Source organism: Streptomyces sp. NPDC054840 (genome assembly GCF_053611065.1).
This window is the reverse complement of the sequence record NZ_JBSGZP010000126.1, coordinates 1-13909: the sequence shown is the minus strand read 5'-3', so window position 1 is coordinate 13909 and position 13909 is coordinate 1. Positions and strand designations below refer to the sequence as shown.

At 66.0% G+C, this 13909-nt stretch carries 9 protein-coding genes and 1 tRNA gene; 9 read left to right on the top strand and 1 reads right to left on the bottom strand.

All coding sequences use genetic code 11. The features are described from left to right. Nucleotides 1–43: 43 nt before the first annotated feature. Nucleotides 44–1270 carry a pyridoxal phosphate-dependent aminotransferase gene (locus ACWGIU_RS12295; protein ID WP_453704942.1) on the bottom strand — a complete coding sequence of 409 codons (1227 nt, stop codon included), beginning with the start codon at nucleotides 1268–1270 and terminating at the stop codon, nucleotides 44–46. 193 nt (nucleotides 1271–1463) lie between these two features. Between ACWGIU_RS12295 and ACWGIU_RS12290 the strand changes: the two genes are divergently transcribed. The 9 genes from ACWGIU_RS12290 (at nucleotide 1464) to ACWGIU_RS12250 (ending at nucleotide 13884) form a co-directional block, all read left to right on the top strand. Further along, nucleotides 1464–1536 (top strand) — tRNA-Trp (locus ACWGIU_RS12290). 106 nt (nucleotides 1537–1642) lie between these two features. Next, nucleotides 1643–1924, top strand: a complete 282-nt coding sequence (gene secE / locus ACWGIU_RS12285; protein WP_030388883.1) for a preprotein translocase subunit SecE — start codon at nucleotides 1643–1645, stop codon at nucleotides 1922–1924. Nucleotides 1925–2007: 83 nt separating this feature from the next. Further along, on the top strand, nucleotides 2008–2910 hold the full coding sequence (nusG, locus tag ACWGIU_RS12280; RefSeq protein ID WP_453704940.1) for a transcription termination/antitermination protein NusG: 903 nt from the start codon (nucleotides 2008–2010) through the stop codon (nucleotides 2908–2910). A 165-nt stretch (nucleotides 2911–3075) separates the two neighbouring features. Continuing rightward, nucleotides 3076–3510, top strand: coding sequence for a 50S ribosomal protein L11 (rplK, locus tag ACWGIU_RS12275; RefSeq protein ID WP_030008445.1), 435 nt, complete (start codon nucleotides 3076–3078; stop codon nucleotides 3508–3510). 88 nt (nucleotides 3511–3598) lie between these two features. Then, nucleotides 3599–4327, top strand: coding sequence for a 50S ribosomal protein L1 (gene rplA / locus ACWGIU_RS12270; RefSeq protein WP_189733388.1), 729 nt, complete (start codon nucleotides 3599–3601; stop codon nucleotides 4325–4327). Nucleotides 4328–4816: 489 nt separating this feature from the next. After that, nucleotides 4817–5347 (top strand): 50S ribosomal protein L10, encoded by a 531-nt coding sequence (rplJ, locus tag ACWGIU_RS12265; RefSeq protein ID WP_030008449.1) that lies wholly within the window; start codon nucleotides 4817–4819, stop codon nucleotides 5345–5347. 110 nt (nucleotides 5348–5457) lie between these two features. After that, a complete protein-coding gene (rplL, locus tag ACWGIU_RS12260; RefSeq protein ID WP_453704937.1) occupies nucleotides 5458–5838 on the top strand; it encodes a 50S ribosomal protein L7/L12 in 381 nt (126 codons plus the stop codon). A gap of 566 nt (nucleotides 5839–6404) precedes the next feature. Beyond that, complete coding sequence (gene rpoB, locus ACWGIU_RS12255) at nucleotides 6405–9878, top strand: DNA-directed RNA polymerase subunit beta (RefSeq protein ID WP_453704936.1); 3474 nt, start codon at nucleotides 6405–6407, stop codon at nucleotides 9876–9878. Between the two features lie 106 nt (nucleotides 9879–9984). Beyond that, entirely contained in the window at nucleotides 9985–13884 is a 3900-nt protein-coding gene (locus tag ACWGIU_RS12250; RefSeq protein ID WP_453704934.1) for a DNA-directed RNA polymerase subunit beta', read from the top strand. The last annotated feature ends 25 nt before the right edge of the window (nucleotides 13885–13909 follow it).

Genomic DNA, 13909 nt, shown 5'->3' with positions numbered 1-13909 from the left:
CCCCCTCAGGGGTGCCGCCGCCCGGAACGTGCTGCGGGCCGCGTCAGGCCTTGGCCTCCGCCAGGAGCTTCTGGATGCGGGACACGCCCTCCACCAGGTCCTCGTCGCCCAGGGCGTAGGACAGGCGCAGGTAGCCGGGGGTGCCGAAGGCCTCGCCCGGGACGACCGCGACCTCGACCTCGTCCAGGATCAGGGCGGCGAGCTCGACGGAGCTCTGCGGGCGCTTGCCGCGGATCTCCTTGCCGAGGAGCTCCTTGACCGACGGGTACGCGTAGAACGCGCCCTCCGGGGTCGGGCAGAAGACGCCGTCGATCTCGTTGAGCATCTTCACCATGGTCTGGCGGCGGCGGTCGAAGGCCTTGCGCATCTCCGCGACCGCGTCGAGGTTGCCCGAGACGGCGGCCAGCGCGGCGACCTGGGCCACGTTGGAGACGTTGGAGGTGGCGTGCGACTGCAGGTTGGTCGCCGCCTTGATGACGTCCTGCGGGGCGATGACCCAGCCCACGCGCCAGCCGGTCATCGCGTACGTCTTGGCGACGCCGTTGACGATGATGCACTTGTCGCGCAGGGCCGGGACCAGGACCGGCAGCGAGGTGAACTTCGCCTCGCCGTAGACCAGGTGCTCGTAGATCTCGTCCGTCAGCACCCACAGGCCGTGCTCGGCGGCCCACTCGCCGATCGCCTTCGCGTCGGCCTCGCTGTAGACGGCGCCCGTCGGGTTGGACGGGGAGACGAACAGGACGACCTTGGTGCGCTCGGTGCGCGCGGCCTCCAGCTGCTCCACGGACACGCGGTAGCCGGTGGTCTCGTCGGCGACGACCTCGACCGGAACACCGCCGGCGAGACGGATGGACTCCGGGTAGGTGGTCCAGTACGGAGCCGGGACGATGACCTCGTCGCCCGGGTCCAGGACGGCCGCGAAGGCCTCGTAGATCGCCTGCTTGCCGCCGTTGGTCACCAGGACCTGCGAGACCTCGACCTCGTAGCCGGAGTCGCGCAGCGTCTTGGCGGCGATCGCGGCCTTGAGCTCGGGCAGACCGCCGGCCGGCGTGTAGCGGTGGTACTTGGGGTTGCGGCAGGCCTCGACCGCCGCCTCGACGATGTAGTCCGGGGTCGGGAAGTCGGGTTCGCCGGCACCGAAGCCGATCACCGGGCGCCCGGCGGCCTTGAGGGCCTTGGCCTTGGCGTCCACGGCGAGGGTGGCGGACTCGGAAATGGCGCCGATACGGGCGGACACCCGGCGCTCGGAGGAAGGCGTTGCAGAGGTCATGCGAGCAATCGTCCCAGACGGCGAAGAAGCGCCGCACACCGTTTCAGCCAACGGACCGGCGCATGTCAGCTCGGGTGCTGTTCGACGTCACGGCCCGGTTCACGTACACTCACCTGTCGTTGGACCTCACCAGCCGCTGCAGAGCGCGAGCACTCCGTGCACTCGCTCGGATGCGGTAGGTTGGGGGACGCAAAGGGTCGTAGCTCAATTGGTAGAGCACTGGTCTCCAAAACCAGCGGTTGGGGGTTCGAGTCCCTCCGGCCCTGCTCCACACTCCATCTCGGACGTGTGTGCGCAGGTACGTACTTAGATGCAACGCCGTGCGGCGCAACCGGGCGCGGTACGGCCACGACCCGGATTCAGGTGAGAGACGTGACGGACGCCCTGGGCTCCATCGACATGCCTGACGCCGAGGACGAGACGCGCGAGAAGAAGGCCCGCAAGGGTGGCAAGCGCGGCAAGAAGGGCCCTCTGGGCCGTCTCGCGCTTTTCTACCGCCAGATTGTCGCGGAACTCCGCAAGGTTGTCTGGCCGACTCGCAACCAGCTCACGACGTACACCACCGTGGTGATTGTCTTCGTGGTCATCATGATCGGTCTGGTGACCGTGATTGACTTTGGGTTCGAAAAAGCCATCAAGTTCGTCTTCGGCTGATCCCCGCGGAGGGCGGCGCCTTGATGGTGTCGCCCGTTTTCGCATGTTCCACCACCTTTTGTATCCAGGAAGAAGCAGCCACCGTGTCTGACCCGAACCTGAACGCGAGCCACGACTCCGTCGAGTCCGTCGAGGACGAGCTCGACATCGTCGAGGCGGCAGACGCTGTGGACCCCGACGAGGCCGAGCTCGCCGACGCCGAGGCGGGTACCGCCGCCGAAGAAGCCGCGCTGCACGTCGAGTCCGACGAGGACGACGAGGACGAGGCTCACACCGAGGCCGACGCCGCGGTCGAGGCCGCGGTCGAGGCTGCTGACGCCGACGAGGAAGAGGCCGAAGAGGCCGCTCCGGTCGAGCCCGCCGAGCCCGTCGACCCCGTCCAGGCCCTGCGCGAGGAGCTGCGCCTGCTCCCCGGCGAGTGGTATGTGATCCACACCTACGCCGGCTACGAGAAGCGCGTGAAGGCCAACCTGGAGCAGCGTGCCGTCTCGCTGAACGTCGAGGAGTTCATCTACCAGGCCGAGGTGCCCGAGGAAGAGATCGTCCAGATCAAGAACGGCGAGCGCAAGAACGTCCGGCAGAACAAGCTGCCCGGCTACGTTCTCGTCCGCATGGATCTGACGAACGAGTCCTGGGGCGTCGTCCGCAACACGCCTGGTGTCACCGGCTTCGTCGGCAACGCGTACGACCCGTATCCGCTGACCCTGGACGAGATCGTCAAGATGCTAGCCCCGGAGGCGCAGGAGAAGGCCGCCAAGGCCGCCGCGGAAGAGGCCGGTCTGCCCGCGCCCGCCGTCAAGCGCACCATCGAGGTCCTGGACTTCGAGGTCGGCGACTCGGTCACCGTCACCGACGGTCCGTTCGCGACGCTGCAGGCGACCATCAACGAGATCAACCCCGACTCGAAGAAGGTCAAGGGCCTCGTCGAGATCTTCGGCCGCGAGACCCCGGTCGAGCTCAGCTTCGACCAGATTCAGAAGAACTGATCTTCTGAGCGAAAGCTTCCGGACAGGTCAGATCGCCCCGTCAAGGGCGGTCTGACCTGCTCGGTTTTCAGCCCCGCGCCGATACCCGTTATCGTGGTGCGGTATGCCTCCATCCGGATGACCGGATGGGCGGTGGAAAACTCTCACTAGGACCCGGAGAGAGCAATGCCTCCCAAGAAGAAGAAGGTCACGGGGCTTATCAAGCTCCAGATCAAGGCCGGTGCGGCCAACCCGGCTCCGCCGGTCGGCCCCGCGCTCGGTCAGCACGGCGTCAACATCATGGAGTTCTGCAAGGCCTACAACGCCGCGACCGAGTCGCAGCGTGGCATGGTCGTGCCGGTGGAGATCACGGTCTACGACGACCGCTCCTTCACCTTCATCACCAAGACTCCGCCGGCCGCGCGCCTCATCCTGAAGCACGCGGGCATCGAGAAGGGCTCCGGCGAGCCCCACAAGACCAAGGTCGCCAAGCTCACGGCTGCCCAGGTCAAGGAGATCGCCGAGCTGAAGATGCCCGACCTGAACGCCAACGACATCGACGCCGCCGTCAAGATCATTGCCGGCACCGCGCGTTCGATGGGCGTCACCGTCGAAGGCTGATCCAGCCACCCCCAGCACCACCAGTGGTAGGACCAAGCGCTGGTCCGCACCACGACTCCATGCCTGAAGCCGAAATACAGGAGCAGAAGTGAAGCGCAGCAAGACTCTCCGCGCTGCGGACGCCAAGGTCGACCGGGAGAAGCTTTACGCCCCGCTCGAGGCCGTCCGTCTCGCCAAGGACACCTCCACGACCAAGTTCGACAGCACTGTCGAGGTCGCCTTCCGCCTGGGTGTCGACCCGCGCAAGGCCGACCAGATGGTCCGCGGCACCGTGAACCTCCCGCACGGCACCGGCAAGACCGCCCGGGTCCTGGTCTTCGCGACCGGTGACCGTGCTGCGGCCGCGGAAGCCGCCGGCGCCGACATTGTCGGCGACGACGAGCTGATCAACGAGATCGCCAAGGGCAACCGCCTGAACGAGTTCGACGCCGTTGTGGCCACCCCGGACCTCATGGGCAAGGTCGGCCGCCTCGGCCGCGTGCTCGGTCCCCGTGGCCTGATGCCGAACCCGAAGACCGGCACCGTCACGATGGACGTCGCGAAGGCTGTCACCGAGATCAAGGGTGGCAAGATCGAGTTCCGCGTCGACAAGCACTCGAACCTGCACTTCATCATCGGCAAGGTCTCCTTCTCCGATGAGCAGCTGGTCGAGAACTACGGCGCGGCCCTGGACGAGATCCTTCGTCTGAAGCCGTCCGCCGCGAAGGGCCGCTACATCAAGAAGGCCGCCCTCAGCACCACGATGGGCCCCGGCATCCAGCTGGACTCGAACCGCACCCGGAACCTCCTCGTCGAGGAAGACCCGGCTGCTGTCTGAGCCTGACGGCTCACCGAGTGGCTCAGCGGGCCCCTCGCCTCCTTCACAGGGTGGCGGGGGGCCCGCTTCCGTGTTTCAGGCCATGGGAGGCCCAGCTCGCGATGCTGCGGGGCCGGGAGAAGCGCACACAGGTGGCACCGGCGGACCTGTGGACCTGGGGACCGACAAGGGCGCGCCCCCGGGCAGCGCGTGCCAGGAAGCTCTGGGACGCCGCCCCGGACGGCCTGGACCGCGACTCCTGAGGCGATTTGCCTCGGCTGCACCCCTTCACGTAGTCTTCTCCAGAAGCCAAAGACCGCTGGTCGTTGCCGTGCCCGTAAGGGTTCGGTGGCCGAAGGATCCGTTGAATGCGGACGACCCGCGTAGGTGACTGTGGAAGGTTCCCGGAACTCGTTCCGGTTGAGCCACGCCCTGGCGCCTATGCCGGGGCGTTTCTTATTTCAGCCCCTTCTGAGCGGTCCTCATCACCCGGAAGGAGGCGAACGCACCATGCCGACGCCCAACAAGGCTGCATCGGTAGCCGAGCTCAAGGACGCGTTCCAGAGCTCGAACGCCGCCGTGCTGACCGAGTACCGGGGTCTCACCGTCGCGCAGCTCAAGACGCTGCGTCGCTCCCTTGGTGAGAACGCCCAGTACGCCGTGGTGAAGAACACGCTGACCAAGATTGCGGCCAACCAGGCCGGGATCACCGCGCTGGACGAGCACTTCGCTGGTCCGACCGCGGTCGCCTTCATCACCGGTGACCCGGTGGAGTCGGCGAAGAGCCTGCGTGACTTCGCCAAGGACAACCCGAACCTCATCATCAAGGCGGGTGTCCTTGATGGTAAGGCGCTCACCGCCGATGAGATCAAGAAGCTTGCGGACCTCGAGTCCCGCGAGGTTCTGCTCAGCAAGCTGGCCGGCGCGTTCAAGGGCAAGCAGTCTCAGGCTGCCTCGCTCTTCCAGGCGCTGCCGTCGAAGTTCGTCCGCACCGCGGAAGCGCTTCGCGTCAAGCTCGCCGAGCAGGGCGGTGCCGAGTAATTCGGCTCGCGCATTGATCCACGCCGCCTAGTGCGTGGGTCGTAGCGGGCCGTTACGCCCGCCTCTATATACATCCGGCACCTGCCGAATTAGTGGAAGGATCGCCCATCATGGCGAAGCTCTCTCAGGACGACCTCCTCGCCCAGTTCGAGGAGATGACCCTCATCGAGCTCTCCGAGTTCGTGAAGGCCTTCGAGGAGAAGTTCGACGTCACCGCCGCCGCGGCCGTCGCCGCTGCCCCCGTGCAGGGTGGCCCGGTTGCCGACGCCCCCGAGGAGCAGGACGAGTTCGACGTCATCCTCACCGGTGCCGGCGACAAGAAGATCCAGGTCATCAAGGTCGTGCGTGAGCTGACCTCCCTGGGTCTGAAGGAGGCCAAGGACCTCGTGGACGGCGCTCCGAAGCCGGTCCTCGAGAAGGTCGCCAAGGAGGCCGCTGACAAGGCCGCCGAGTCCCTCAAGGCTGCCGGCGCGGCTGTCGAGGTCAAGTAACACCTCTGAGGCCCTCCAGGGCCTCATCCAAGGGCGATCACCCGTAAGGGTGGTCGCCCTTTGGCGTACCCGCAGTGCCTGACTTGCCCTGGTCTCGTTGGGGAGTAGGGTGATCATCGTTGCTCCGGAGCAGGGTCCGAAGATGATCCGCTCGGAGCAGGGGGCCTTGACGAACGGGACGCGGCGCAGCATTCTCAGACCCGTCGAGAGGTCGAGCCACCTCGATCCGAGATCTGAGGCATGGATCGACTACGAAGAGGGCAGTACTGATACGCGCTCTGTGTACGAGAGTCGCAGCGTTGGACGCGGTGTGGAACGACATGGGGAAGGCCTGTTGCCGGTTTCCGGAGACCTGGTCTGGACATCAGTGAGCCGAGTGGCTACACTGACCCTTTGCGCTGCCTGTTAGCTGTCCCCTGCCCGTCGCCAGGGACATGCCCACGCTTGAGCACACTTGATTGATCCACCCTGACCCGGCCATTCGGCTGGATTCGGGGGGCTTGTCTTCTGTGTCTGCTGGGACCGGTACGCGCGTAGTGAGTCCGAGCCCTCGGAAGGACCCCCTCTTGGCCGCCTCGCGCAACGCCTCGACCAATACGAACAACGGTGCCAGCACCGCCCCGCTGCGCATCTCCTTTGCAAAGATCAAGGAGCCCCTCGAGGTTCCGAACCTCCTGGCGCTGCAGACCGAGAGCTTTGACTGGCTTCTCGGCAATGCTGCCTGGAAGTCTCGCGTCGAGTCGGCGCTTGAGAGTGGACAGGACGTCCCCACCAAGTCCGGTCTGGAAGAGATCTTCGAGGAGATCTCGCCGATCGAGGACTTCTCCGGGTCGATGTCGCTGACCTTCCGCGACCACCGTTTCGAGCCGGCGAAGAACTCTGTCGACGAGTGCAAGGAGCGCGACTTCACGTACGCCGCTCCGCTGTTCGTCACGGCCGAGTTCACGAACAACGAGACCGGAGAGATCAAGTCTCAGACGGTCTTCATGGGCGATTTCCCGCTCATGACCAACAAGGGCACCTTCGTCATCAACGGCACCGAGCGTGTCGTCGTGTCGCAGCTTGTCCGCTCCCCTGGTGTCTACTTCGACTCCTCCATCGACAAGACGTCCGACAAGGACATCTTCTCCGCCAAGATCATCCCGTCCCGGGGTGCCTGGCTGGAGATGGAGATCGACAAGCGCGACATGGTCGGCGTTCGCATCGACCGCAAGCGCAAGCAGTCCGTCACCGTCCTCCTGAAGGCTCTCGGCTGGACCACCGAGCAGATCCTCGAGGAGTTCGGCGAGTACGAGTCCATGCGCGCCACCCTGGAGAAGGACCACACCCAGGGGCAGGACGACGCGCTGCTCGACATCTACCGCAAGCTGCGCCCGGGCGAGCCGCCGACCCGCGAGGCCGCTCAGACGCTGCTCGAGAACCTCTACTTCAACCCCAAGCGCTACGACCTCGCCAAGGTCGGCCGCTACAAGGTGAACAAGAAGCTCGGCGCCGATGAGCCGCTCGACGCCGGTGTGCTCACCACCGACGACGTCATCGCGACCATCAAGTACCTGGTCAAGCTGCACGCCGGCGAGACCGAGACCACCGGTGAGTCCGGCCGTTCGATCGTCGTCGAGACCGACGACATCGACCACTTCGGCAACCGTCGTCTGCGCAACGTCGGCGAGCTCATCCAGAACCAGGTCCGTACGGGTCTGGCTCGTATGGAGCGCGTCGTCCGCGAGCGCATGACGACCCAGGACGTCGAGGCCATCACGCCGCAGACCCTGATCAACATCCGGCCGGTCGTCGCCTCCATCAAGGAGTTCTTCGGCACCAGCCAGCTGTCGCAGTTCATGGACCAGAACAACCCGCTCTCGGGCCTGACCCACAAGCGCCGCCTGTCGGCGCTGGGCCCCGGCGGTCTGTCCCGTGAGCGGGCCGGCTTCGAGGTCCGTGACGTCCACCCGTCGCACTACGGCCGCATGTGCCCGATCGAGACCCCTGAAGGCCCGAACATCGGTCTGATCGGCTCGCTCGCCTCCTACGGTCGCGTCAACGCGTTCGGTTTCGTCGAGACCCCGTACCGCAAGGTCATCGAGGGTGTCGTCACCGACGAGGTCGACTACCTCACGGCCGACGAGGAAGACCGCTTCGTCATCGCCCAGGCCAACGCCGGCCTGTCCGAGGACATGCGCTTCACCGAGAACCGCGTGCTGGTGCGTCGTCGTGGCGGCGAGATCGACTACATCGCCGGCGACGACGTCGACTACATGGACGTCTCCCCGCGCCAGATGGTGTCCGTCGCGACCGCGATGATCCCCTTCCTGGAGCACGACGACGCCAACCGTGCCCTCATGGGCGCGAACATGATGCGCCAGGCCGTTCCGCTCATCAAGGCGGAGGCGCCGCTCGTCGGCACCGGCATGGAGTACCGCTGTGCGGTCGACGCCGGTGACTCGATCCGTGCGGAGAAGGACGGTGTCGTCCAGGAGGTCTCGGCCGACTACATCACCGTCGCCAACGACGACGGCACGTACACCACGTACCGCGTCGCCAAGTTCTCCCGCTCGAACCAGGGCACCTCGGTCAACCAGAAGGTCATCGTCAACGAGGGCGACCGGATCATCGAGTCGCAGGTCCTCGCCGACGGTCCCGCGACCGAAGAGGGCGAAATGGCCCTCGGCAAGAACCTGCTCGTCGCGTTCATGCCCTGGGAAGGTCACAACTACGAGGACGCGATCATCCTGTCGCAGCGCCTCGTGCAGGACGACGTCCTCTCCTCGATCCACATCGAGGAGCACGAGGTCGACGCCCGTGACACCAAGCTGGGCCCCGAGGAGATCACCCGGGACATCCCGAACGTCTCCGAGGAGGTCCTCGCCGACCTCGACGAGCGCGGCATCATCCGCATCGGTGCGGACGTCGTCGCCGGCGACATCCTGGTCGGCAAGGTCACGCCCAAGGGTGAGACCGAGCTGACCCCCGAGGAGCGCCTGCTCCGCGCGATCTTCGGTGAGAAGGCCCGCGAGGTGCGTGACACCTCGCTCAAGGTTCCTCACGGTGAGATCGGCAAGGTCATCGGTGTCCGCGTCTTCGACCGCGAGGAGGGCGACGAGCTTCCTCCGGGCGTGAACCAGCTGGTCCGCGTCTACGTCGCCCAGAAGCGCAAGATCACCGACGGGGACAAGCTCGCCGGCCGCCACGGCAACAAGGGTGTCATCTCCAAGATCCTTCCGATCGAGGACATGCCCTTCCTTGAGGACGGCACGCCGGTCGACATCATCCTGAACCCGCTGGGTGTCCCGTCCCGAATGAACCCGGGACAGGTCCTGGAGATCCACCTCGGCTGGCTCGCCAGCCGCGGCTGGGACGTCTCCGGGCTCGGCGAGGAGTGGGCCGAGCGTCTGAAGGTCATCGGGGCCGACCGTGTCGAGCCCGGTACCAACGTCGCCACCCCCGTGTTCGACGGCGCCCGCGAGGATGAGCTCGCCGGCCTCTTCGAGCACACCATCCCGAACCGCGACGGCGACCGCCTGGTCCTCCCGTCCGGTAAGGCGCGCCTGTTCGACGGCCGCTCCGGCGAGCCGTTCCCGGACCCGATCTCGATCGGGTACATGTACATCCTCAAGCTCCACCACCTGGTCGACGACAAGCTCCACGCTCGGTCGACCGGTCCGTACTCGATGATCACGCAGCAGCCGCTGGGTGGTAAGGCGCAGTTCGGTGGCCAGCGCTTCGGTGAGATGGAGGTGTGGGCGCTCGAGGCTTATGGCGCCGCTTACGCCCTCCAGGAGCTGCTGACCATCAAGTCCGACGACGTCACCGGCCGCGTGAAGGTCTACGAGGCCATCGTCAAGGGCGAGAACATCCCCGAGCCGGGCATTCCCGAGTCCTTCAAGGTGCTCATCAAGGAAATGCAGTCGCTCTGCCTCAACGTGGAGGTGCTGTCCTCGGACGGCATGTCCATCGAGATGCGCGACACCGACGAGGACGTCTTCCGCGCGGCGGAGGAGCTCGGTATCGACCTGTCCCGGCGCGAGCCGAGCATAGTATAAGAGGTCTGACGGGCATGACGGGGGGCTCGCTCAAGAGCCCCCCGTCATCCCCGGGACCGTTCAGACCATGATTGAGACTCGACCCCGAAAGAGGGATTGACGCACAGTGCTCGACGTCAACTTCTTCGACGAGCTGCGGATCGGCCTTGCCACCGCGGACGACATCCGAACCTGGTCGCACGGCGAGGTCAAGAAGCCGGAGACCATCAACTACCGCACCCTCAAGCCCGAGAAGGACGGACTCTTCTGCGAGAAGATCTTCGGTCCGACCCGGGACTGGGAGTGCTACTGCGGTAAGTACAAGCGTGTCCGCTTCAAGGGCATCATCTGCGAGCGCTGTGGCGTCGAAGTCACGCGCGCCAAGGTGCGTCGTGAGCGGATGGGCCACATCGAGCTTGCCGCTCCCGTCACCCACATCTGGTACTTCAAGGGCGTCCCGTCGCGCCTCGGATACCTGCTGGACCTCGCGCCGAAGGACCTCGAAAAGGTCATCTACTTCGCCGCGTACATGATCACGTTCGTCGACGACGAGCGTCGCACCCGCGACCTCCCGTCGCTGGAGGCGCACGTCTCCGTCGAGCGCCAGCAGATCGAGAACCGCCGTGACGCGGACCTCGAAGGCCGGGCCAAGAAGCTCGAGACCGACCTGGGCGAGCTCGAGGCCGAGGGCGCGAAGGCCGACGTACGCCGCAAGGTGCGCGAAGGTGCCGAGCGCGAGATGAAGCAGCTCCGTGACCGCGCCCAGCGCGAGATCGACCGCCTCGACGAGGTGTGGGCCCGCTTCAAGAACCTCAAGGTCCAGGACCTGGAGGGCGACGAGCTCCTCTACCGCGAGCTGCGTGACCGCTTCGGCACGTACTTCGACGGTTGCATGGGCGCCGCCGCGCTGCAGAAGCGCCTGGAGTCCTTCGACCTCGAGGAGGAGGCCGAGCGCCTCCGCGAGATCATCCGTACCGGCAAGGGCCAGAAGAAGACCCGTGCGCTCAAGCGCCTCAAGGTCGTCTCCGCGTTCCTGCAGACCAGCAACAAGCCCAAGGGCATGGTTCTGGACTGCGTGCCGGTGATCCCGCCGGACCTGCGTCCGATGGTGCAGCTGGACGGTGGCCGCTTCGCGACCTCCGACCTGAACGACCTGTACCGCCGCGTGATCAACCGCAACAACCGTCTGAAGCGTCTCCTCGACCTCGGTGCCCCCGAGATCATCGTGAACAACGAGAAGCGCATGCTTCAGGAGGCCGTGGACGCCCTCTTCGACAACGGTCGTCGTGGTCGTCCGGTGACCGGTCCCGGTAACCGGCCCCTGAAGTCCCTCAGCGACATGCTGAAGGGCAAGCAGGGTCGATTCCGTCAGAACCTTCTCGGTAAGCGTGTGGACTACTCCGCGCGTTCCGTGATCGTCGTCGGTCCGCAGCTGAAGCTGCACCAGTGCGGTCTGCCCAAGGCCATGGCGCTGGAGCTCTTCAAGCCGTTCGTGATGAAGCGCCTGGTCGACCTGAACCACGCGCAGAACATCAAGAGCGCCAAGCGGATGGTCGAGCGCGGCCGCACGGTCGTCTACGACGTCCTCGAAGAGGTCATCGCCGAGCACCCGGTTCTGCTGAACCGTGCGCCCACGCTGCACCGCCTCGGCATCCAGGCCTTCGAGCCCCAGCTGGTCGAAGGCAAGGCCATCCAGATCCACCCGCTCGTCTGCACCGCGTTCAACGCGGACTTCGACGGTGACCAGATGGCCGTGCACCTGCCGCTCTCCGCGGAGGCGCAGGCCGAGGCCCGCATCCTGATGCTGTCCTCGAACAACATCCTGAAGCCGGCCGACGGCCGTCCGGTCACGATGCCGACCCAGGACATGGTCCTCGGTCTGTTCTTCCTGACCACCGACGGTGAACTCCGTGACACCAAGGGCGAGGGCCGCGCGTTCGGCTCCACGGCCGAGGCGACCATGGCGTTCGACAACGGCGAGCTCGCGCTGCAGTCGGCCGTCGACATCCGCTTCCCGGTGGGCACCATCCCGCCGCGCGGCTGGGTGGCGCCGGTCGCCGAAGAGGGCGAGCAGGAGTTCCAGCCGGGCGACAGCTTCCGTCTGAAGACCACCCTGGGTCGCGCGCTCTTCAACGAGCTGCTGCCCGAGGACTACCCGTTCGTCGACTACTCGGTGGGCAAGAAGCAGCTCTCCGAGATCGTCAACGACCTGGCGGAGCGCTACCCCAAGGTCATCGTGGCGGCGACGCTCGACAACCTGAAGGCGGCCGGCTTCCACTGGGCGACCCGTTCGGGCGTCACCGTGGCCATCTCCGACGTCGTCGTGCCCGAGGCCAAGAAGGCCATCGTCGCGGGCTACGAGGCGATGGACGAGAAGGTCCAGAAGCAGTACGAGCGCGGTCTGATCACCAAGGACGAGCGCACGCAGGAGCTCATCGCGATCTGGACCAAGGCGACCAACGAGGTTGCCGAGGCGATGAACGCGAACTTCCCCAAGACGAACCCCATCTTCATGATGGTTGACTCGGGTGCCCGAGGAAACATGATGCAGATGCGACAGATCGCCGGTATGCGTGGTCTGGTGTCGAACGCGAAGAACGAGACCATCCCGCGTCCGATCAAGGCGTCCTTCCGTGAGGGCCTCACCGTTCTGGAGTACTTCATCTCCACGCACGGTGCCCGTAAGGGTCTGGCGGACACCGCCCTGCGTACCGCCGACTCGGGTTACCTGACCCGTCGTCTGGTGGACGTCTCGCAGGACGTGATCATCCGCGAGGAGGACTGTGGCACCGAGCGCGGTCTGAAGCTGAAGATCGCCGTTCGCGGCGAGGACGGCGTGCTGCGCAAGGCCGACGACGTCGAGACCTCGATCTACGCCCGCATGCTGGCCGAGGACGTCGTCATCGACGGCAAGGTCATCGCGCCGGCCAACGTCGACCTCGGTGACGTGCTCATCGACGCCCTGGTCGCCAACGGCGTCGAGGAGGTCAAGACCCGTTCGGTCCTGACCTGTGAGTCCGCGGTCGGCACCTGTGCCTTCTGCTACGGACGCTCGCTCGCCACCGGCAAGCTGGTCGACATCGGTGAGGCGGTCGGCATCATCGCCGCCCAGTCCATCGGTGAGCCCGGTACCCAGCTGACGATGCGTACCTTCCACACCGGTGGTGTGGCCGGTGACGACATCACGCAGGGTCTGCCGCGTGTCGTCGAGCTCTTCGAGGCCCGTACCCCGAAGGGTGTCGCCCCGATCTCCGAGGCCGCCGGCCGCGTGCGGATCGAGGAGACCGAGAAGACCAAGAAGATCGTCATCACGCCCGACGACGGCAGCGACGAGACGGCGTTCCCGATCTCGAAGCGCGCCAAGGTCATCGTGCACGAGGGCGACCACGTCGAGGTGGGCCAGAAGCTCACCATGGGTGCCACCAACCCGCACGACGTGCTGCGCATCCTCGGTCAGCGTGCCGTCCAGGTCCACCTGGTCGGCGAAGTCCAGAAGGTCTACAACTCGCAGGGCGTGTCGATCCACGACAAGCACATCGAGATCATCATCCGGCAGATGCTGCGCCGCGTGACGATCATCGAGTCCGGCGACGCGGAGCTCCTGCCGGGCGAGCTGGTCGAGCGGTCGAAGTTCGAGACCGAGAACCGTCGTGTGGTCACCGAGGGCGGTCACCCCGCCTCCGGCCGTCCGCAGCTGATGGGTATCACCAAGGCCTCGCTCGCGACCGAGTCGTGGCTGTCGGCGGCGTCCTTCCAGGAGACGACCAGGGTTCTGACGGACGCGGCGATCAACGCCAAGTCCGACTCCCTGATCGGCCTCAAGGAGAACGTCATCATCGGTAAGCTCATCCCGGCCGGTACGGGTCTCGCCCGCTACCGCAACATCCGGGTGGAGCCCACCGAAGAGGCCAAGGCCGCGATGTACTCGGCCGTCGGTTACGACGACATCGACTACTCGCCCTTCGGCTCCGGCTCCGGCCAGGCTGTCCCGCTGGAGGACTACGACTACGGCCCGTACAACGGCTGAGAGCTCGTATGAGGAAGCCCCCCGC

Bases quoted from the DNA above. Each gene is read 5' to 3' on its own strand.
- ACWGIU_RS12295 (WP_453704942.1), bottom strand. From the start codon at position 1,270: ATGACCTCTGCAACGCCTTCCTCCGAGCGCCGGGTGTCCGCCCGTATC.
- rplK (WP_030008445.1), top strand. From the start codon at position 3,076: ATGCCTCCCAAGAAGAAGAAGGTCACGGGGCTTATCAAGCTCCAGATC.
- rplJ (WP_030008449.1), top strand. From the start codon at position 4,817: ATGCCGACGCCCAACAAGGCTGCATCGGTAGCCGAGCTCAAGGACGCG.
- rplL (WP_453704937.1), top strand. From the start codon at position 5,458: ATGGCGAAGCTCTCTCAGGACGACCTCCTCGCCCAGTTCGAGGAGATG.